At 72.2% G+C, this 20,373-nt stretch carries 20 protein-coding genes; 13 read left to right on the top strand and 7 right to left on the bottom strand.

Features of this window, described 5'->3' with window-relative positions; all coding sequences use genetic code 11:
* Nucleotides 1-39: 39 nt before the first annotated feature.
* A complete protein-coding gene (locus ACKUU6_RS16430) occupies nt 40-1,869 on the bottom strand; it encodes an acyl-CoA dehydrogenase (protein ID WP_407989300.1) in 1,830 nt (609 codons plus the stop codon).
* A gap of 157 nt (nt 1,870-2,026) precedes the next feature.
* Here ACKUU6_RS16430 and ACKUU6_RS16425 point away from each other — a divergent pair, with 157 nt between their 5' ends.
* Nucleotides 2,027-2,548, top strand: coding sequence for an SseB family protein (locus ACKUU6_RS16425; RefSeq protein ID WP_057234384.1), 522 nt, complete (start codon nt 2,027-2,029; stop codon nt 2,546-2,548).
* A 120-nt stretch (nt 2,549-2,668) separates the two neighbouring features.
* The gene (locus tag ACKUU6_RS16420; protein ID WP_407989299.1) at nt 2,669-3,619 is read left to right on the top strand and encodes a pirin family protein; all 951 of its coding nucleotides are present in this window, start codon (nt 2,669-2,671) and stop codon (nt 3,617-3,619) included.
* Between the two features lie 60 nt (nt 3,620-3,679).
* Here the strand turns inward: ACKUU6_RS16420 and ACKUU6_RS16415 are convergent, their stop codons facing one another.
* Nucleotides 3,680-4,501 (bottom strand): integrase, encoded by an 822-nt coding sequence (locus ACKUU6_RS16415; protein ID WP_407989298.1) that lies wholly within the window; start codon nt 4,499-4,501, stop codon nt 3,680-3,682.
* A gap of 323 nt (nt 4,502-4,824) precedes the next feature.
* Here ACKUU6_RS16415 and ACKUU6_RS16410 point away from each other — a divergent pair, with 323 nt between their 5' ends.
* A complete protein-coding gene (locus ACKUU6_RS16410) occupies nt 4,825-5,043 on the top strand; it encodes a DUF5302 domain-containing protein (RefSeq protein WP_407989297.1) in 219 nt (72 codons plus the stop codon).
* Between the two features lie 47 nt (nt 5,044-5,090).
* Here the strand turns inward: ACKUU6_RS16410 and ACKUU6_RS16405 are convergent, their stop codons facing one another.
* The gene (locus ACKUU6_RS16405; RefSeq protein ID WP_407989296.1) at nt 5,091-5,933 is read right to left on the bottom strand and encodes an alpha/beta hydrolase; all 843 of its coding nucleotides are present in this window, start codon (nt 5,931-5,933) and stop codon (nt 5,091-5,093) included.
* 159 nt (nt 5,934-6,092) lie between these two features.
* Between ACKUU6_RS16405 and ACKUU6_RS16400 the strand changes: the two genes are divergently transcribed.
* Nucleotides 6,093-7,178, top strand: a complete 1,086-nt coding sequence (locus ACKUU6_RS16400; RefSeq protein WP_407989295.1) for a MerR family transcriptional regulator — start codon at nt 6,093-6,095, stop codon at nt 7,176-7,178.
* A 4-nt stretch (nt 7,179-7,182) separates the two neighbouring features.
* On the opposite strand, the gene ACKUU6_RS16395 is transcribed toward ACKUU6_RS16400, so the two are convergent.
* The 4 genes from ACKUU6_RS16395 to ACKUU6_RS16380 all read right to left on the bottom strand — a co-directional run bounded on the left by ACKUU6_RS16395 (nt 7,183) and on the right by ACKUU6_RS16380 (nt 10,212).
* On the bottom strand, nt 7,183-7,800 hold the full coding sequence (locus tag ACKUU6_RS16395; RefSeq protein WP_407989294.1) for a TetR/AcrR family transcriptional regulator: 618 nt from the start codon (nt 7,798-7,800) through the stop codon (nt 7,183-7,185).
* Nucleotides 7,801-7,882: 82 nt separating this feature from the next.
* The gene (locus ACKUU6_RS16390; protein ID WP_407989292.1) at nt 7,883-9,091 is read right to left on the bottom strand and encodes an amidase; all 1,209 of its coding nucleotides are present in this window, start codon (nt 9,089-9,091) and stop codon (nt 7,883-7,885) included.
* Nucleotides 9,092-9,100: 9 nt separating this feature from the next.
* Entirely contained in the window at nt 9,101-9,346 is a 246-nt protein-coding gene (locus tag ACKUU6_RS16385) for a hypothetical protein (protein ID WP_407989291.1), read from the bottom strand.
* Nucleotides 9,347-9,564: 218 nt separating this feature from the next.
* Nucleotides 9,565-10,212, bottom strand: coding sequence for an ATP-binding protein (locus tag ACKUU6_RS16380; RefSeq protein WP_407989290.1), 648 nt, complete (start codon nt 10,210-10,212; stop codon nt 9,565-9,567).
* A 231-nt stretch (nt 10,213-10,443) separates the two neighbouring features.
* On the opposite strand from ACKUU6_RS16380, the gene ACKUU6_RS16375 reads away from it, so the two are divergent.
* The 9 genes from ACKUU6_RS16375 (at nt 10,444) to ACKUU6_RS16335 (ending at nt 20,332) form a co-directional block, all read left to right on the top strand.
* Nucleotides 10,444-11,238: a hypothetical protein gene (locus tag ACKUU6_RS16375; protein WP_407989288.1), complete on the top strand. Its 795-nt coding sequence runs from the start codon at nt 10,444-10,446 to the stop codon at nt 11,236-11,238.
* 110 nt (nt 11,239-11,348) lie between these two features.
* Complete coding sequence (locus tag ACKUU6_RS16370) at nt 11,349-12,074, top strand: YcnI family protein (protein WP_407989287.1); 726 nt, start codon at nt 11,349-11,351, stop codon at nt 12,072-12,074.
* 79 nt (nt 12,075-12,153) lie between these two features.
* Complete coding sequence (locus ACKUU6_RS16365) at nt 12,154-12,822, top strand: SCO family protein (protein ID WP_407989286.1); 669 nt, start codon at nt 12,154-12,156, stop codon at nt 12,820-12,822.
* Nucleotides 12,819-13,295 (top strand): copper chaperone PCu(A)C, encoded by a 477-nt coding sequence (locus tag ACKUU6_RS16360; protein ID WP_407989285.1) that lies wholly within the window; start codon nt 12,819-12,821, stop codon nt 13,293-13,295. Before ACKUU6_RS16365 ends, ACKUU6_RS16360 begins: the two co-directional genes overlap by 4 nt.
* 3 nt (nt 13,296-13,298) lie before the next feature.
* Nucleotides 13,299-15,236, top strand: coding sequence for a FixH family protein (locus tag ACKUU6_RS16355; RefSeq protein ID WP_407989284.1), 1,938 nt, complete (start codon nt 13,299-13,301; stop codon nt 15,234-15,236).
* Nucleotides 15,237-15,242: 6 nt separating this feature from the next.
* Nucleotides 15,243-16,454, top strand: coding sequence for an iron uptake transporter deferrochelatase/peroxidase subunit (gene efeB / locus ACKUU6_RS16350; protein ID WP_407989283.1), 1,212 nt, complete (start codon nt 15,243-15,245; stop codon nt 16,452-16,454).
* A gap of 162 nt (nt 16,455-16,616) precedes the next feature.
* Nucleotides 16,617-17,552: a prephenate dehydratase gene (pheA, locus tag ACKUU6_RS16345; RefSeq protein WP_407989282.1), complete on the top strand. Its 936-nt coding sequence runs from the start codon at nt 16,617-16,619 to the stop codon at nt 17,550-17,552.
* A gap of 702 nt (nt 17,553-18,254) precedes the next feature.
* On the top strand, nt 18,255-19,532 hold the full coding sequence (gene serS / locus ACKUU6_RS16340; RefSeq protein WP_407989281.1) for a serine--tRNA ligase: 1,278 nt from the start codon (nt 18,255-18,257) through the stop codon (nt 19,530-19,532).
* Complete coding sequence (locus ACKUU6_RS16335; RefSeq protein WP_407989280.1) at nt 19,529-20,332, top strand: HAD family hydrolase; 804 nt, start codon at nt 19,529-19,531, stop codon at nt 20,330-20,332. The genes serS and ACKUU6_RS16335 overlap by 4 nt, the downstream gene beginning before the upstream one ends.
* Nucleotides 20,333-20,373: the final 41 nt, after the last annotated feature.

Below are 20,373 nucleotides of genomic sequence, written 5' to 3'. Positions count from 1 at the left end.
TGAGGGTGTGTCAGGCGGTATTCGGGCGGCTTCCGAGGCTTAGAAAGCCTCCTCCGCGAGCTCCATGATCTCGTTGTCGACGCCCTCGGCGATCAGCCGCTGGGGGGTGACGGTCGGGAGCACGTTGCGGGCGAAGAAGCGGGCCGCGGCGACCTTGCCCTGGTAGAACGGGACGTCCTTCTCGGTGGCGCCCGCCTCCAGCTTGGCCAGCGCGACGGCGGCCTGACGGAGCAGCAGCCAGCCGACCACGACGTCGCCGGAGACCATCAGCAGGCGGGTGGTGTTGAGGCCCACCTTGTACATGTTCTTGACGTCCTGCTCGACCGAGGACAGGTCGGCCAGCAGCTTGCCGACGATCGCCTCCAGGTCACCGGCCGCCTTGCCGAGCAGCTCGCGCTCGGTGGCCAGGGCGTCGCCGCCCTCACCGGTGGCGAGGAACTTCTTGATCTGCTCGGAGACCACGGTGAGCGCCTGGCCACCGTCCTTGACGATCTTCCGGAAGAAGAAGTCCAGGCCCTGGATGGCGGTGGTGCCCTCGTACAGGGTGTCGATCTTGGCGTCCCGGATGTACTGCTCGACCGGGTACTCCTGGAGGAAGCCGGAGCCACCGAAGGTCTGCAGGGACTGGGCGAGCTGCTCGTAGGACTTCTCCGAGCCGTAGCCCTTGACGATCGGCAGCAGCAGGTCGTTCAGGCGCTCGGCGGCGTCGTCGTGCTCACCGCGCAGGCGGGCGGCCACCAGGTCGTCCTGGACCGAGGCGGTGTAGAGCACCAGGGCGCGCATGCCCTCGGCGTACGCCTTCTGGGTCATCAGCGAACGGCGGACGTCCGGGTGGTTGGTGATGGTGACGCGCGGGGCGGCCTTGTCCATGAAGTTGGAGATGTCGGCGCCCTGCACGCGCTCCTTGGCGTACTCCAGCGCGTTCAGGTAACCGGTGGAGAGGGTGGCGATGGCCTTCGTGCCGACCATCATCCGGGCGAACTCGATGATCTTGAACATCTGGCGGATGCCGTCGACGCTCTCGCCGACCAGCCAGCCCTTGGCCGGGTGCTTCGCGCCGAAGGTCATCTCACAGGTGTTGGACGCCTTGAGGCCCATCTTGTGCTCGACGTTGGTCGCGTAGACACCGTTGCGCTCGCCGAGCTCGCCGGTCTCCCAGTCGAAGTCGAACTTCGGCACGATGTACAGGCCCAGGCCCTTGGTGCCCGGCTTGCCGCCCTCGGGGCGGGCCAGCACCAGGTGGATGATGTTCTCGGACATGTCGTGCTCGCCCGAGGTGATGAAGCGCTTCACACCCTCGATGTGCCAGGAGCCGTCCTCCTGCTTGATCGCCTTGGTGCGGCCGGCGCCGACGTCCGAACCGGCGTCCGGCTCGGTCAGCACCATGGTGGCGCCCCACTGGCGGTCGACCATGTGCTGGGCGACCTTCTGCTGCTCCTCGGTGCCCTCGTCGTAGACGACGCCGGCGAACGCCGGACCGGAGGAGTACATCCAGATCGCCGGGTTGGAGCCGAGGATCTGCTCCGCGTAGGCCCAGATCAGCGAGGACGGGGTGACCTGGCCGCCGATCGCCTCCGGGATGCCCAGGCGCCACCACTCGGCGTCCATGTAGGTCTGGTAGCTCTTCTTGAAGGTCGCCGGGATCGGAGCCGTGTTGGTCTCCGGGTCGAAGACCGGCGGGTTGCGGTCGGCGTCGACGAAGGACGCGGCGAGGTCGTTCTCGGCGAGACGCGCGATCTCACCGAGGATGTTCTTCGCGGTCTCGACGTCCATGTCGGCGAACGGACCGGTGCCGTACACCTGGTCACGGCCGAACACCTCAAAGAGGTTGAACTCCACGTCACGCAGGTTGGACTTGTAGTGACCCATGACCGTTTCTCCGGTTCGTCGCTTCCGGGGTCCGCCGCCTTCGAGCGCCCCACTTACCCACCAGTAGGCACCATGATGCTACCCGTAAGTAACTTGTTCAAGCCCCTGGACGCGACGGGACTATGAACACGGTCACGTCCACCGATAGCCTTGCCCTGTGTACGGCTACGAGCAGACCGGGTATCAGGGCGACCCCTACCAGCAGCAGGCGCAGCAGCAGCACGCGCAGCAGCAGGGGATGAACGGCATGCCGGGCCCCGGCCAGTACGGCGAGCAGCCACCGCAGGCCGCCCCCCAGCAGTCTCTCTACCCCGAACCCTCTCCGCCATCCCTCGCGGACGCCGTCCGCGCCTTCACCACGGGCTCGATGCCGGTCGAGGACTTCCAGGCGATCTTCATCACCTCCAAGGTGCACTGCCCGCGCGGCGACCGCCCCGGCTTCCTCGCCCTGCACAACACCCCGACCCCGGTGATCCCGATGTTCAGCTCGCTCAAGGAGCTGCGCCGCTACGCGGGCAAGGACTCCAAGCACTTCAGCGTCACCGGCGCCGAGGTCCTCGACCTGCTCCCGACCGGGTACGGCTTCGCACTGGACATGGAGGGCGAGCACCGGATGGTGTTCGACGCCAAGGCCGTGGAGCAGATGGTCGACTTCACGATGCGCCGGATGTACGGCTGAGACGCGCGGTTCACCCCAGCGGCCGTGGTGGCACCATATGGTTCAACTTTCAACTTGCTTCTAGTTGATGATTGAACTACTCTTCTGGGCATAGGCCACAGACCCCTGAAGGAGGCCGACATGCCCGCCGTGACCGTCGAGAACCCGTTGACCCTTCCGCGCGTCGCCACCCCCGACCCCGCGACCAACGTGTCGCGGCCGGTCCTGACGGTGGTCACCGCCCCCGAGGGCTTCGAGGGCGAGGGTTTTCCGGTCCGCCGGGCCTTCGCGAAGATCAACACCAAGTACCTCGACCCGTTCATCATGATGGACCAGATGGGCGAGGTGGACTACGCCGCGGGCGAGCCGAAGGGCACGCCCTGGCACCCGCACCGCGGCTTCGAGACGGTGACCTACCTGATCGAGGGCGAGTTCATCCACAAGGACTCGCACGGCGGCGGCGGCCACATCGGCGGCGGCGACACCCAGTGGATGACGGCCGGCTCCGGCATCCTGCACATCGAGACGCCGCCCGAGTCGCTGGTCATGACGGGTGGCCTGTTCCACGGCATCCAGCTCTGGGTCAATCTCCCGGCCGCCGACAAGATGACGCAGCCCCGGTACCAGGACATCCACGGCGGCCACGTCAAGCTGCTGACCTCGCCCGACGGCGGCTCGATCCTCCGGCTGATCGCCGGTGAGCTGGACGGCAACGAGGGCCCGGGTGTCACCCACACGCCGATCACCCTGCTGCACGCCACCGTGACGCCGGGCGCCGAGATCACCATCCCCTGGCGCAAGGACTTCAACGCGCTGGCGTACGTGCTCAACGGTGACGGCACCGTCGGTGCGGAGCGCCGGCCGTTCCGGAGCGGGCAGGCGGCGGTCTTCGGCGAGGGCGACACCCTCACCATCTCGGCCGACGCCAAGCAGGACTCCCGGCACCCCAACCTGGACGTGATCATCCTGGGCGGGCAGCCGATCCGTGAGCCGGTGGCGCACTACGGGCCGTTCGTGATGAACAGCCACCGGGAGCTGGAGCAGGCCATGCGGGACTTCCAGTCCGGCGCCTTCGGCCACCCGACCGACTGACGCACGCAGGACGGCCGGGGCGCGGGCGACCTCCGACGACGGCGTCGCCCGCGCTGCAGATCAGATCCGCGCGTACAGGGCCGACGCGTCGTCGTGGGTCTTGCCGCGCGGCCAGCGTTCGCAGTGGGCGTCGGTGCGTTCGGTGGAGCGGACCTGGGCGATGAGTTCGGCGGGGCCTCGTTCGGCCAGCAGGTGGAGGGCGTCCGACCAGCTGCCGAGGCAGAAGCGTTCGGTGTAGCGGGCGGCCCCGTCGCTGAGGGCGGCCACCGCGTGCAGTGCGGCGAGCCGGACGAAGCCGGTCTCGGCGTGGGCGGCGGCCCGGGGCGAGGCGGCGGCGATCCACGGCCCGTGGCCGGAGTTGCGGGCAGCCCTGACCGCCAGGGCGTACCGCATGTGCAGGTCGCGGCGTTCGGCGGAGCCGGGGACGGTGGACCAGATCTGACGGCGGAGCAGCTCGCCGGCCGGGAAGCGCTGGTTGTCGCCGACCACCCGGGGCGGCCCATCCTTGAGCTGGAGCACGAGCAGCGAGTCGCCGAGCACCAGGTACTCCAGCGAGCTGCCGTGCAGCCGGGCGGCGACCACCATCGCGGCCGGGGTGTTGGGGTGGGACAGGTCGCAGCGGCCGCCGTGCAGGGCGGCGGTCTCGACGATGGCGTCGGCCAGGCACTCGGCGATCGAACGGTCGGGCCGGTCGGTGAGCCGGGCGAGCAGGTGCACGCCGAGCCGCCGGACGTACCAGGGGGTGCCGTGCCGGCAGCCGGATTCCAGGCCGTCCGGCGCACTCGAACCGTCCAGCAGCACCAGGGCCTCCGGCGAGGTCGCGGCGAAGTCCTCGCTCGGCCGCCCCGGTCCCTGCGCTTCACCCGCCAGCTCCACCTGCATCCCGTCAGTGTGGCGGCGGAGCGGACGGGCGGACAGGGTTCGGACGATGATCGCTCGGTGGGACGAGGGAAGTGGCAGGCGGCCGAATCTGGACATACCGTCAGATTTGTCTGCTCACCCCTCTCCTCGGGAGTCCGCTGTGATGGTGCTGGAGTTCTTCGTCTTGGTGATCGCAGCCATCGGCTTCCCGACCGCCCTGCTGCTGTTCCTGATCGGCGGGCCGCACTTCCCGGACGAGCACCACGGGGGGTGAAATGGTGGGAGCGAGCCCTCCCGGCATGACATGGTGAGGCTGGCAACACTGGTCTTCTGGAGGTCAACCCATGAGCAGCGGCACACCTGAATCCGCCGAACCGCAGAGCACGGAGCAGACTCCCGCCGCGCCCGACGACGTGAAGGCGAAGTTCCTGGCCGCCCTGGAGCGCAAGCAGGGTGTCCGGACGGACGGCGCCGGCGGTGGCCCGGGCAGCGAGTCCAAGGTCCACGGCACGCACGCGGCCGCAGGCGGCAAGCGCAACTTCCGCCGGAAGAGTGGCGGCTGACAGCCCCGGCCCACCGGGCGGCTCCCCTCACGGGGGGCCGCCCGTCGTCATTCGGCGCCGAGGAAGCCGAGCACGTTGTCCACGACGGCGGGCTCACCGAGGATCCGCCGGTGGCCGAGACCCCGGGTGGTGAGCAGCTGGAGCTGCTCCCCGTACGCGTCGCGGAGGCGGTGGGACTGGCTGAGCGGTGCGGTCGGGTCATCCTCGTCGTGCACCGCGAGGATCGGCAGGGTCAGGTCCGCGGGCCGGTAGGCGGCGTCCAGGGTGCCGAGCCCCTGTCCGGCGGGCAGCAGGCGGGCGATCCGGCGCTCCAGCTCGCGCCCGGCCCACCTGCCGAGGCCCAGCTGACGGCAGAACTCCATGGGCAGGAAGGCGAATTCACTCACTCCGGCGATCGCCACCAGTCGCCCGGCCTTCACCCCGTCGCGTAGCGCCGCGAAGGTGCAGGTCACCCCGAAGGAGTGGGCCACGATCGCCTCGAAGGGGCCGTACCGGTCGTGCAGTTGGCCGATCAGGTCGCGGACGTCGAGCAGCGTGGTGGCCCGACCGCCGGAGCCCCCGTGGCCGGGCGCGTCGAACGAGACCGGCGTCAGGCCGAGGGCCCGCAGGCCGGGTATCAGCGGGGCGAAGCGGGACGCTCTGGACTGCCAGCCGTGCACCAGCAGCACCGGACGTGCTCCGTCGCCCCAGCGGTAGGCGGTCACCGCCTTGCCACCGACAGTGAGCCGCTCGGTGACCGCGAGGTCGTGCAGCTCCCGTTCGGCCGATCTGACCCGGCTGCGCCGCAGCGGGCGGCAGAACACCTCGAAGGCGGCCCGGCCCGCCAGACGGGGCGAGACCGTGGCGGCGGCGTTCAGGGCGGTGCGGAGCAGGGCGGCGGACAGATCCATGGACACTCCCCCGGGAGGGCTGCGGCGCGCAGCCGGTTGAGATCGGGATATTAGCACGACCGTTCGTGCAGTTTCCCGGCTGACGCAGGCCGGGACTACCGTGGCCCGGTTGACCCTCGACCTGGTCGAGCCCCCAGAGTCCTCGGCGTGGAGAACGTGATGCGCAGCATCGGAGAGATGGCCCGGCACAGCGGCCTCAGCGTGAGCGCGCTGCGGTTCTACGACGGCGCGGGTGTGTTCGGCCCGGCCTGGGTTGACCCGCAGAGCGGCTACCGCTGGTACGCCGAGGAGCAGGTCGGGGACGCCCGGCTGATCGCCCGGCTGCGCCGGGTCGGCATGCCGTTGCCGGACATCTCCCGAGTGTTGTCGGCCGGCCCCGCCGCAGCCCGGCAGACCCTGGAGGCACACCTGCGCCGTCTGGAGGACGGCCTGGCCGACGCGCGACGCGAACTCTCCACGGTCCGCGCACTGATCGACCAGAGGGAGAACCCGATGAACCAGACTCGACTGACCACCCCCGCACACGAGTTGGCCGCTGCCCTGGACGCCGTCCGGTTCGCCGCGGGCAGCAACCCCGAGCAACCCGCCCTCTGCGGCGTCCTGCTGGAACTCGCGGCGGACGGCCTGCGCCTGGTCGCCACCGACCGCTACCGGATGGCCGTCTCGCTCGTGCCGGTGGCCGCCCTGGACGGTCCGCCGGTCAGTGCGATCGCCGGGACGGCCTTCGTGGACGAGGTCCGGACCCTGCTGGAGGGTGCTGACAATGCCCAACTGGTGTTCGAAGGAGATCAGTTGACCGTGGCCGTGTCGGGTGCGGGCCACCCCGAGCGGGTCGTCACCGGCCGGCGGGTCGACCAGGACTACCCCGACTACCGCCCGATGCTGCGGCTGGAGCCGACCCGTCGAGTGGCGGTCGACGCCGCCGAACTGCGGGCCGAGCTGTCGACCGGGGCGACCCGGCGCCTGACCCGGAGTCAGGACGGCGTGCAGCAGCAGGTCTCGGTCCTCACCGTCGGCGCCGACGGCACGCTGGGGGTCGCGGGCGCGGAGGCGGTCGCGGGCGGCAACGGGCACGATGGGGGGCTCAGGATCGGCGTGAACCGGGAGTTCCTGATGGAGGCGATCACCGCAGGGCGCCGCGACCAGCTGACGCTCGAACTCGGCGGCCCGGTGGCGCCGTTGGCGATCCGCTACCCGGACCGGGAGGGGACGTTCTCGCTGCTGATGCCGACCGTACTGAGCTGAGCCCTCAGGCGCTGACGGAGTCGATGGCGTGGGCGATCGCGGTGGCGGCGCGGCCGTAGCGGGTGGGGTCGTCCAGCAGCAGGGCGTGCGCGTTGGACGTCTCCATCAGCCCGACCAGGACGAAGGCCAGCTGCTCCGGGTCCACGTCCGCCGCCAGCTCGCCCTTGGCCCGGGCGATCCGGATCAGGTCTACCAGCAGGCCCTCCCAGTCCCGGGCGGCGACGGCCAGCGCATCCCGGATCGGCCCGGGCCGGGTGTTGAACTCGACCGAAACCGACTGGAAGAAGCAGCCCCCGGGGAAGACCTTGGCCTGGATGTACGCGATCCAGCTCTCGCAGAGCAGCCGGAGCCGGGGCAGCCCGGGAGCGGCCTGCTCGGCGGGGACGATCACCGCGTCGTAGAAGATCCGGCGGGCGGCGCGGACGGTCGCCAGCTGCAGCTCCTCCTTCGAGCCGAAGGCGGCGAACACCCCGCTCTTGCTCAGCCCGAGGTCGGTGGCGAGCCGGCCGATCGACAGACTGCCGAGACCCTCGATCGAGGCGACCTGGACCGCACGGCCGAGCACCGCCCGCCGGGTCTCGTTCCCCCGCTGGACCCGTCCGTCCGTCACCGCTCCGGTCACTGCGCACCTCCGGCTGCCCAGCATAGGCTTCGGCAGCTGCTCACCCTGGTGCCGGGCGCAGGACCGGAGCTGATCCCGCGGGTCACTCCCCGCCCGGGAGGATGCCCGCAGCCCAGCGGAGCAGTTGCTCGTCCGCACCGGCCGGGGCCACCAGCTGGAGGCCGACCGGCAGGCCGTCCACGGTGCCGGCCGGGAGGGTGAGGGCGGGCCAGCCGGCGTGGCTCCAGGGAAGGGACATCACGGCGTCACCGGTGCTCTCCAGACCGACCGGGGCCGGGCCGGTGGCGGCGGGGGTGGCCCAGAGGTCGATGCCCTCGGCCGCGGTGAGCGCGGCGAGACGCCGGCGGTAGCGGCTGCGGGCGTGCAGCGCGGCGGTGTACGCGGCGGGGTCGATCTCCTGCCCGTGCCGGATCGCCGAGGCCGTTTCGGGTCGGTAGAGGTTGGCGAAGCGGGGGTACAACTCACGGTGCACCTGGGCGAGTTCGTACCTGCTGATCACCCACATGTCCTCGGCCGATTCGGCCGGGCTCCACGGCAGCTTCATCCGTCGGGCCGTCAGCCGGAGGCGCTCGAAAGCGTCCCGGCCGGCCGGTGAGACCGCCTCCAGGTAGTCGACCGGGACACCCAGGACCGGGGGGCGCTCGGTCACGGCCGACGGCCGCCAGTCGTCGAAGAGGACCGCTGCCGCCCGTTCGACCCAGGGCAGGTCCGGAGCGAAGATCCCGACGGTGTCCAGGCTGGGGGCGTTGGCGATCAGCCCGTCCGCCGGGATCCGGCCGTAGCTGGGGCAGAAGCCGACCACCCCGCAGTACGCCGCCGGGCGGATCACCGAGCCGACCGTCTGGGTGCCGACCGCCAGCGGCACCAGGCCGGCCGCGACGGCGGCGGCCGAACCGCTGCTGGAGCCGCCCGGGGTGTGGGCCGGGTCGACCGGATTGCGGGTCGGGCCGGGGGCGTTCAGCGCGAACTCGGCGGTCACCGTCTTGCCCGCGACCAGCGCGCCGGCGGCCCGCAGCCGCCGCACCACGGTGGCCTCGGGACCGGCCAGCAGGCCCGGCGGGAGCGCCGAGCCGGCGTGCGTGGGCAGCCCGTCCACGTGGATCACGTCCTTGACGGCGACCGGCACGCCGTAGAGCGGCGGGCGCTCCCGGTCGCCGTACCGCCGCTCCAGCTCCCGGGCCTCGGCGGCCAGCCGCAGGTAGCGGCCGGGCTCCGGGGTGAAGGCGTACAGCAGCGGGTCGATCCGGTCGATCCGGGCGCACAGCTCCTCGACCAGCTCCGTCGGCTCCATGCCCGCCGGCTACGGCTGCTCGCGGTAGAGGTGTTCGCTCGGCAGGTAGGGCACCTCACGGAGGAAGAGCGCGCCACAGGTGTGGCAGTTGAGACCCGGCTCCTCGGCCCACCGGACCGGCTCCCTGACCTCCGCCTCCGTCTCCAGCTCGTGCCCGCACATCGCGGTGGTCGCGTTCCCCACCGTGATGTGCCAGCTCTTCACCCCGCCCGGCTTCCCGGCGGGACCGTACTCGGCTCGCATCTGGTGATCCATGCCCCCATGCTCCGGAGGCCACGGACCACCGGCAATTCCTGATCGCCCGTACGGGAGGCCGGCGTCAGCTGACGTACCACCAGACGCCACTCGTCGGGCCGGGGCGGCCGTCGCGGAAACCGTCCTGGCCGGTCTGACGGCGTCGGGCAGGTCGGTGGCCTCGGGCGGCCCGAGCTCCCCGCCCGGGTGGAGGTAGGCGGAGCCGGGTGGCGTTCAGGTCAGGAGGCCGCCCGGAGGAGGGCGTCGTCCTGCCACTTGAGGACCTTGTCGAAGCTCACGATGGCTCCGCGCAGCGGGTGGTTGCGGAGCTGGACGTGGTCGGTGAGGGCGTGGATCAGGAAGAGGCCGCGGCCGCTCTCGGCGGTGAGGTCGGGGAGGGTGTCCAGGTCGATCGGGCGGGCGGCGGTGGGGCGACCGGCCGGGAGGACGTGGGTGTCGTAGGGGGCCGGGTGGTCGCCGGGGCGGGGACGGTGGGGGGTGAGGGCGGGGGCCGGGAGGCTGGCCCGGCCGCGGCGGGTGCGGCAGCGGCCCGGGGGGCGGACGGCGGGACCGGCCTGGCGGCGCAGCGGGGGGAGGGTGAGCGGCCGGGAGGGTACGGCGGCCGGGGGGAGGCCGGGGCCGGTGTCGGTGACCTCGATCCGCAGGCGGTCGCCGGAGAGGGACGCGGTGATCTGGAAGCCCGCGTCCGGGCGGGCGGAGGTGGCGTGCTCGACGGCGTTGGCGCAGGCCTCGGTGAGGGCGATGCCGAGGTCGAAGGCCACCTGCGGGTCGACGCCGGCTGAGTCCATCGCGCCGAGCAGGATGCGCCGGGCGAGCGGAACGCTGGCCGGGTCGCGCTTGAGGTGCAGAGTCCACCAGATGTCCACGGGAGGTCCCTCCTGGCTGCGGCTCCACATACAACTAGGTATCTCCGACCTGTTCCCGGATGAACCGTGCAGGAGGGCCGGTCCCACCCGTTCGGCGGATGGACTGGTGCAGCAGGGTGTGCCCGTACGGCGCACGGCCCGCCACGCGCGCCGGGCTCGAACCGGCCGTTCCCGGGGATTTTCGGCCCCTCCCCCAGTGGTCCGTGTAGGCGGTGAGAAGATGTCCCAGCCATGACCGTCCACCGCCTCGCTCCGCCCCCGGGTGCTGCCGCAGCGGGCCTCCGTGCCCCGGCCGCCGCCTGGGACCTGCGGCTTGCCCGGGCGGTGCCGTTCGCGCTGGTGTGCACGCTGATCGCAGCGGCCGGGCACGCCCTGGTGGGCGAAGGCGAGGTCGGGGCGACCGCGCTGGCCGCCGGGTTCGCCGCGGTCTGCGCGCTGGCCGTGCTGCTCGGCGGGCGTGAGCGTTCGCTGCTCGCCATCGCCGGTGCGCTGGGTACCGGTCAGCTCGGGCTGCACCTGGTCTTCCACTTCCTGTGCGGTGCCTCGATGCCCGGCATGCACCACGGCGGCGGCCTGACGCTGCCTCAGGTGGCGAGTCGGCTGGTCTGCGACGAGAGCGGCACCGCCACCCTGATCGACAACCCCGGCGGGGTGGTCAGCGCGGCCGGGCTCGACCCGGACGCGTACCCGGCAGCCGCCGTGCCGGAGGCCGCCGGCTGGCTCGGGCTGACCGGACCGATGCTGCTCGGCCACCTGGCCGCCGCCGTACTGGCCGGCTGGTGGCTGCACCGTGGCGAGGCCGCCCTGTGGCGGCTGCTGCGGCTGACGGCGGAGGTGGCGCAGGAGTTCGCCGCCCCGCTGCGGACGGCGTTCGCGCTGCTGCTCACCGTGCTGGTCGGCCCGGCGGCCACCGACCGCGGCCGACCCCGCGCACCCCGGGCGGGTGACTGGCGGCTGCCCGGCGCGGCCACCCTGCGGCACAGCCTGCCGCGCCGCGGTCCGCCCGTGGCGGCGTACGCGCACTGACCGGAGCTGCAGGGGAGTGCGCGTACAGCTCTGTCTGTCCGTCACTTCCCGCGTACGCGCGCCGCCGTTGCGGCCCGCGCGCGTACCCGTCTCCCGTTGGAGCCCACCGCATGCGTATCTCTCCCGCCCGTCGTCTCGCCGCCGCCGCTACGGTCGCCGCCGCCTCCGTACTCGCGCTGGCCGGCCCCGCCTTCGCGCACGTCACCGTCCAGCCGGGCTCGACCCCGCAGGGCGGCTACAGCGCCGTCGCCTTCCGGGTGCCGAACGAGAGCGACACCGCCTCGACGGTGAAGCTGGAGGTCAACCTGCCGCTGGACCACCCGATGGCCTCGGTGCGCACCCAGCCGATCCCGGGCTGGACCGCCACCCTGGAGAAGTCCAAGCTCGACAAGCCGCTGAAGTCGCACGGCAAGGACATCACCGAGGCGGTCTCCAAGATCACCTGGACCGCCGACGCCGGCACCAAGATCGGCCCCGGCCAGTACCAGGACTTCTCGGTCTCGCTCGGCGCGATGCCGACCGACACCGAGAAGCTGACCTTCAAGGCACTGCAGACCTACGACAACGGTGATGTGGTGCGCTGGATCGACGAGACCAAGGACGGCCAGCCCGAGCCCGCCAAGCCCGCCCCGGTGCTGACCCTGACCAAGGCCGCCGCGGCCGGCGACCACCACGCGGGTTCCGCCGACGCCGCCAAGGACCAGGGCGCCGACCACACCGCGACGAGCTCCGACGACTCCACCGCCCGCACCCTCGGTGTGGTCGGCATCGTGGTCGGCGTCATCGGTGCCGGCCTCGGCGTCCTCGGCCTGCGCCGCAAGAGCAGCGCCTCCTGATTCCGGGTCGGTCCCGGCCGCCGCGAGCCACGCGGCGGCCGGGACCGGCTACCGCACGCTCCCCGATCGGACCTCCGCAATGGCACGTACCCCTTCCCCCCGACTGCTCGGCGCCGCCGCCCTCGCGCTGACCGCCGCCCTCTCCCTCAGCGCCTGCGGCTCCGGCGGCGGCAGCTCCGACGGCCCGGCCAAGGTCTCGAAGGAGAGCGGCAGCTCGCCCTACCAGGCCAGCGTGCTGGGCAAGCACTTCGAGAAGCCCGAACTGACCCTCACCGACACCTCGGGTCAGCCCTTCGACCTGCGCAAGCGGACCGCCGGGCGCCCCACCCTGCTGTTCTTCGGCTACACCAGCTGCCCGGACGTCTGCCCCACCACGATGGGCGACATCGGCGTGGCGATGTCGAAGCTCCCTGCGGAGGACCAGAAGAAGATCGACGTGGTCTTCGTCTCCACCGACCCCCAGCGGGACACCCCTCAGGTGCTGCGCACCTGGCTGGACGCGATGGGCAAGGACTTTGTCGGGCTGACCGGCGACCTGAACCAGGTGAAGGCCGCCGCCAGGTCGCTCGGCGTCCTGGTCGAGGACCCGATCGTGAACAAGGACGGCAGCGTCACCTCCTCGCACGGCGCCCAGGTGCTCACTTTCCTGCCGCAGGACGACAAGGCGCACCTGCTCTACATGAGCAGCACCTCGGTGCAGACCTTCACGCACGACCTGCCGCTGCTGGCCAAGGGGGTGCCGGCATGAGTCCGTTCGGCCGCCGGGCGCTGGTCGGCGCCGGGCTGGCGGCCGCGCTGACCGTCGGTACGGTGCTGGTCGGCTGCGGGTCCGACAGCCCGGCCGCGGTGGCCGGGCTGAGCGTGGTGGACTCCTACATCCCGGCGCCGGCGAGCCCGGGCGGGATGGCCGCCGGGTACCTGACGGTCCGTAACTCCGGGACGGCCGGCGACGAGCTGGTCGGGGTGCGCAGCCCCGGTGCCGGCTCGGTCACCATGCACCGCTCCACCGAGCGGACGATGGAGGACGTGACGTCCTTCCCGGTGCCCGCCCACGGCGAGCTGCAGCTGTCCCGGGGCGGGAACCACCTCATGATCATGGGCTGGACGAAGGCGCCCGTGGTCGGCGACCGGCTCGAACTCCAGCTCACCTTCGCCAAGGGCGGCACCATCGCCGTCCAGGTGCCGGTGGAACCCCTCACCTACCGACCCGGGAGCCAGTAGCACATGTGGAAGAGGCTTGGTGCCCTGCTGACGGTCGTGGTCACGGCCCTGCTGCTGCTGATCGGCGGTGCCGGGACGGCGTCCGCGCACGCGACTCTGGTCTCCACCGACCCGGCGGGCAACGCGGTGGTGCCCACCGCGCCCGCCGCCGTGACACTGACCTTCAGCGAGGGGGTCTCGCTCTCCACCGACTCGGTCCGGGTGCTCGGACCTGACGGCACGCCGGTGGACTCCGGCGAGTTGGGCCACGTGGACGGCAAGGCCGCCACCGCCCGGGTCGCGCTGCGGAGCGGCCTCGGAAATGGCACGTACACGGTGGCCTGGCGGGCCGTCTCGGAGGACTCGCACCCGATCGGCGGTGCCTTCACCTTCTCGATCGGCGCGCCCTCGGCGACCACTGTCTCGGCCGCCGCGCTCCAGAACCCCCAGGCGGACGGCGTGGTCGCCTTCGCCTACGGCACCGGCCGCACGATCGCGTACGCCGCCTTCGCGCTGCTGGCCGGGGCGGCCGCGTTCGTACTGCTCTGCTGGCCCGCCGGGGCGGCGGTCCGGTCGGTGCAGCGGCTGCTGATGACCGGCTGGGTCGCGCTGCTGGTGTCCACGGTGGCGGTGCTGCTGCTGCGGGGCCCGTACGAGCGGGGCACCGGGATCGGGCAGGCCCTCGACCTCTCGCTGGTGCGCAGCACGCTGGACGAGCGGATCGGGACAGCGCTGTCGGTCCGGCTGCTGCTGCTGGCGGCGGCGGGGGTCTTCCTGTCGTTGCTGGTCGGGCAGTTGGGGCAGACCGGTCCCGAGGCGCCACAGGCGCCGGGGACCGAGGACGACGAGCTGCGGCAGCTGGAGCGGCGGGCCGCCGAACGACCGCTCAGGGATGCCCGGTTGGGCCTCGGGGTGGCCGGTCTGGTGCTGGCCGTGGCACTCGCCGCCACCTGGGCGGGGGCGGACCACGCCTCGGTCGGCGAGCAGGTCTGGCTGGCGTTGCCCGCCGCGATGGTGCACCTGCTGGCGATGGCGCTCTGGCTGGGCGGCCTGGCCACGCTGCTGCTCGCGCTCCGCGGCGGAGTCGGCCTGCGGGCGGTCGAGCTGTTCTCCAGGCTGGCCTTCGGCGCGGTCGGGGTGCTGGTGCTGACCGGGGTCTACCAGGCCTGGCGCGGGCTGGGCAGCTGGGGCGCGCTGGTGGACACCGAGTACGGGAGGCTGCTGCTGCTCAAGACCGGCGCCGTGGTCGCCATGGTGGGCGTCGCCTGGTTCTCCCGGGGCTGGGTGGGCCGACTGCGCTCGGCACCGGACCGGGCGGAGCCGGTGGCCAGCGTGGCGCCCGAGGCGGTGGTCGCGGGTACGGACCCGGTGCGGGCCGCGCAGCTGGCCAGGCAGCAGGCCGCCCGGGCCGAGGCGACGGTGCGTCAGGAACGTGACGGCACGCCCGCGCGGGCGGGGCTGCGCCGGTCGGTGCTGGTCGAGGCGGCGGTCGCGGTGGCCGTGCTGGTGATCACCACGATGCTGACCAACACCCCGCCCGGCAAGGTCGCCGAGGCGGTCGCCGCCGCTCCGGGGAGCGGCACGGCCGGTGCGCCGGCCGCGAGCGCGGTGCCCGGGAGGACGGTGGAGCTCAAGCTCCCGTACGACACCGGTGGCCGCACCCCGAACGCCAAGGGCACCGCCGTCGTCTCCCTCAACCCGGCGGGGGTCGGGCCGAACAGCGTGCGGCTCGCCCTGAACGACACGGCCGGCCAGCCGGTCGAGGTGCCCGAGGTGCAGCTCGCCCTCACCCTGCCGGACCGGGATCTCGGCCCGCTCCCGGTGACCCTCAAGTCCGAGGGGCCCGGCCGCTGGTCCGGCACCGGCCAACTCCCCGTGGCGGGCAACTGGGTGGTGTCGGTGACCGTACGGTCCTCGGACATCGACCAGGTCACCGCAGTACAACCGCTCAAGATCGGCTGACCCCGGATGACCTCCTCCTCCCTCTCCCGCCGGGCCCTGCTGGGCAGCGCCGGGGCCGGACTGGCCGTCGGGGTGGCCGGCGGCGCGCTGGGGCGGCAGGCCCTGGCCGCCACGGCGCCCTCCGACGGCGACGCGCTCGGCCGGGCCGCGATCCCGTTCCACGGCCCCCGGCAGGCGGGCATCCTCCAACCCGCTCAGGCGCGCGTACAGTTGGCCGCCTTCGACCTGACCGAGGGCGCCGGGCGGGACGGGCTGCGGAAGCTGCTGCAGCAGTGGTCGGCCACGGCAGCACGGCTGGCCCGGGGGGAGGACGCGCCGTCGGCGGAGAACCAGATCGCGCTGGACGCCGGCCCGTGCTCGCTGACCGTCACCTTCGGATTCGGCGCCTCGCTGTTCGACAAGGCCGGTCTGACGGACCGTCGGCCGGCCGCTCTCGCCCCGCTGCCGGAGTTCCCCGGGGACGCCATCGACCGGGCCCGCAGCGACGGCGACCTCTGGGTGCAGATCGGCGCCGACGACGCACTGGTCGTCTTCCACGCGCTGCGGGTGCTTCAGCGGCAGGCGGCGGGCACCGCCACCCTGCGCTGGCAGATGGCCGGCTTCGGCCGGACCCCGGGCGCCACCCCGCATCCGATGACCGGGCGCAACCTGATGGGCCAGGTGGACGGCACCAACAACCCGAAGCCGGACCAGGACGGCTTCGACCAGAAGATCTTCACCGCCGGCGGCGACGGATGGCCGGTCGGCGGCACGTACGCGGTGGTCCGGCGGATCAGGATGCTGCTCGACAACTGGGAGAGCCTGCCGACGGACCGTCAGGAGCGGGTGATCGGGCGACGGAAGTCGGACGGCGCCCCGCTCTCCGGCGGGACGGAGACCACCGCGGTGGACCTGGCGGCGCGGGATGCGGACGGCGCGCTCGCGGTCGCCCCCGACGCCCACGTCCGGGTGGCGGCACCGGCCTCGAACGGCGGGGCCACCATGCTGCGGCGCGGGTTCTCGTACGCGGACGGGACGCTCGCGGACGGGTCGCCGGATGCGGGGCTGCTGTTCGTGGCGTTCCAGGCCGATCCGTCGAAGGGGTTCGTGCCGGTGCAGCGGAAGCTGGCGCGCGGGGACGGGCTGTCGCGATTCCTGCGGCACGAGGCGAGCGGGCTCTACGCGGTGCCGCCGGGGGCGGCGGAGGGCGGGTACGTCGGGGAGTTCCTCTTCGGGTGAGGCGCCTCCCGGAGCGGAACCGCCGGTGCCGGACGGCGTGGCACCGCCGGTGCCGGACCTCCCGCCGAATGTTCAGGGGGCGGACGGCCGGGGTGGGGACACCGGCGAGTGACTAAGGTGGGTTGGTCGGGCAGCACCAGATGCATTTCGTACGGAGGCGGCATGTCGGCCACCCGCTACACCTACCTCGGCCCCGCCGGAACGTTCACGGAGGCGGCGCTGCGTACGCTGCCGGAGGCCGCGACCCGGGAGCTGGTGCCGATGGCCTCGGTGCCGGCCGTGCTGGACGCGGTGCGGGCGGGCGATGCGAGCGGTGCGTTCGTACCGGTCGAGAACTCCGTCGAGGGTGCCGTCACCGCGACCAGTGACGAACTGGCCACCGGCACGGCGCTGATGATCTACCGCGAGGTGCTGCTGCCGATCTCGTTCGCACTGCTGGTGCGGCCGGGGACGGCGCTGGACGACATCAAGACCGTCACCAGCCACCCGGTGGCCCAGCCCCAGGTCCGCCGTTGGCTGGCGGCCAACCTGCCGGAGGCCCGCTGGGAGTCGGCCGCCTCCAACGCGGACGGCGCGCGGCTGGTGCAGGAGGGACGGTTCGACGGGGCGTTCGCCGGGGAATTCGCGGCGCCGATCTACGGCCTCGAACCGCTGGTCACCGACATCCACGACGCGGCCAACGCCACCACCAGGTTCGTCCTGGTGGGCCGGCCGGGACGGGTGTCCTCGCCGACCGGGGCGGACAAGACCTCGATGGTGGTCTGGCTGCCGGACGACCACCCGGGTGCGCTGCTGGAGCTGCTCCAGGAGTTCGCGGTGCGCGGGATCAACCTGATGCGGATCGAGTCCCGGCCGACCGGCGGGGGGCTCGGCAACTACTGCTTCCTGATCGACTGCGAGGGGCACCTGAGCGAGCGCCGGGTGAGCGAGGCGCTGATGGGGCTGCGGCGGATCTGCCCGCAGGTGCGGTTCCTCGGTTCCTATCCCCGGGCGGACGAGGGCCGGCCGACCCCGCTGCGGCCCGGCACCTCCGACCAGGATTTCAGCCTGGCCGCGGACTGGCTCTCCCGTGCGCTGGACGGGCGCGGCGAGAGCTGAGTGCCGCCCTGGCCGGAAGTGATCTGAATCGATCATTCGGCGCGGGGAAATGCCACTTTCCGACACGCCGACAGCTTCACCCGGCCGGTCGACCGGCCATTCCGTACGTCCGCCCGCCGCACTCCTCGCCGGGCGGACGGCTTCGTCCACAGTCACCGGATCCATCCACAGGCGGGCTGGGGCCGCGTTGTCCACAGTTATCCACAGGCTTGGGGACGAGTCGACAAACCGGCATATCCACTGGCCTGGCCGGTCAGATCATCCGCTTCTCCTCCAGAGCCGACTAATCGGACCAGAGTCATCCTTCTTCCAGCAAATCACCCGTCCGAGTGCGCGGATTCCCTCACCTGAGAGGAGGAATCGAGGTTTGAAACCCCAATTCCTTCGCGGGTCAGCGGCCCGGCCTGCACATGTCGTTCATCCACAGGCCCGGAGTCGCACCTGTGGAAATCTCGCTCCCGGCGGGCTCTGCACAGCAGTTATCCACAGGCGCGCGGCAGTTATCCCCAGGGCCCACGAGGCCTCTGCAGCGCGCTGACCTGCGCAGGGGCGGACGGCAGGGGGCAGGATGCCAGAGAAACGGGCAGAAAGCGACATATCCGGCGAGGAGTCGACACTCCGGCCACTCCGGCCCCAACAGCCCGGAGAACCACACCGAAACTGGTTCCGGTCCAGCAGTCCTGCCCCGGTAGGCTTGGCCCCGTGATTGACCTTCGCCTGCTCCGTGAGGACCCCGACCGAGTGCGCGCCTCGCAGCGTGCCCGTGGTGAGGACGTCGACCTGGTCGACGCCCTTCTCTCCGCCGACGAACGGCGCCGCTCCTCGGGCAGTCGCTTCGACGACCTGCGCAACGAGCAGAAGACGCTCGGCAAGCAGATCCCCAAGGCCCAGGGCGACGAGAAGGCCGCGCTGCTCAAGCGCACCGGCGAACTCGCCGCCGAGGTCAAGGTCGCCGAGGCCGCGCAGCGCGAGGCCAACGAGGAGGCCGACCGCCTGCTCCGCCAGCTGGCCAACCTGATCGACCCCGCCGCCCCCGTCGGTGGCGAGGAGGACTTCGTCACGCTGGAGGAGATCGGCACCCCGCGCGACTTCGCGGCCGAGGGCTTCGAGCCCAGGGACCACGTCGAGCTGGGCAAGGTCCTCGGCGCGATCGACACCGAGCGCGGCGCCAAGGTGGCCGGCTCGCGCTCGTACTACCTGACCGGCGTCGGCGCACTGCTGGAGCTCGCCCTGGTCAACATGGCGGTCGCGCAGGCCGTCGAGGCCGGCTTCATCCCGATGATCACCCCGGCTCTGGTCCGCCCGGCGGCCATGGACGGCACCGGCTTCCTCGGTCAGGCGGCGGAGAACGTCTACTTCCTGGAGGAAGAGGACCGCTACCTCGTCGGCACCAGCGAGGTCCCGCTCGCCGCGTACCACATGGACGAGATCATCGACGCGGACAAGCTGCCGCTGCGGTACGCCGGTTACTCGTCCTGCTTCCGCCGCGAGGCCGGCACCTACGGCAAGGACACCCGGGGGATCATCCGGGTGCACCAGTTCGAGAAGGTGGAGATGTTCGTCTTCACCACGCCCGAGGACGCCGAGGCCGAGCACCGCCGCCTGCTCCAGTGGGAGAAGGACTTCCTCAACGCGCTCGAACTCCCCTACCGGGTGATCGACGTCGCCTCCGGCGACCTCGGCTCCTCGGCGGTGCGGAAGTTCGACATCGAGGCGTGGATCCCGACCCAGGGCAAGTACCGCGAGGTCACCTCGACCTCGAACTGCACCGAGTTCCAGTCCCGCCGGCTCTCCGTCCGAATGCGCGAGGAGGGCGGCAAGGTCCGCCCGCTGGCCACCCTGAATGGCACCCTGGTCGCCGTCCCGCGCATGATCGTGGCGATCCTGGAGAACCACCAGCTGGCCGACGGTTCGGTCGCCGTACCAGAGGCGCTGCGGCCCTTCCTGGGCGGGCGGACCGTCCTGGAACCGGTCAAGTGACCGATCTGCCCTACCGGTTGGTCGCGACCGACCTGGACGGCACGCTGCTGAACTCGGCGGAGACCGTCACCCCGCGCACCCGTGCCGCGCTGGCCACGGCCGTCGCGGCCGGGGCGCTGCACATCATCGTCACCGGCCGGTCCGCGGTCTGGGCCAGGCCGGTGTTCGACGAGATCGGGTACACCGGGCTCGCGGTCTGCGGGCAGGGCGCCCAGGTCTACGACGCCGGCGAGCACCGGCTGCTCACCTCGCTCACCCTGGACCGCCGGGTGGCGGCCGAGGCGATCGCCAAGATCGAGGCCGAGATCGGCACGCTGGCGATCGCCGCCAACCAGGACGGGCTCGACGGCGAGGTGCTCACCGGTCCCGGCTACCAGCTGGAGATCGGCACCGGGCTGCCGATCCGTCAGGTCGGCGTCCAGGAGCTGCTGGTGGCTCCGGTCAGCAAGCTCTACGTCCAGCACGTCGGACACGACGACGACGCCCTGGCGGAGGTGGCCCAGCGGGTCGCCGGTGACCTGGTCGGCGTCACGATGGCCGGCCCCGGGATCGTGGAGCTGCTCCCGCTCGGCCTGACAAAGGCCACCGGCCTGGCGGTCGCGGCACACCGACTCGGTGTGAAGGGCTCCCAGACCATCGCCTTCGGCGACATGCCCAACGACGTACCGATGTTCGGCTGGGCCGCGTACGGCGTGGCGATGGCCAACGGCCACGAGCGGCTGCTCGCGGTGGCGGACGAGGTGACGGTCGGCCACGACGAGGACGGCGTGGCGGTCGTGCTGGAGCGGCTCTACTCCTAGGCAACGGTGAGGGCCCGGGGCTTCGCCGATCGGCGGAGCCC

This window comes from Kitasatospora sp. CMC57, from assembly GCF_045866025.2.
Taxonomy (GTDB): Bacteria; Actinomycetota; Actinomycetes; order Streptomycetales; family Streptomycetaceae; genus Kitasatospora.
This window is presented reverse-complemented; position numbering and strand designations above follow the sequence as displayed.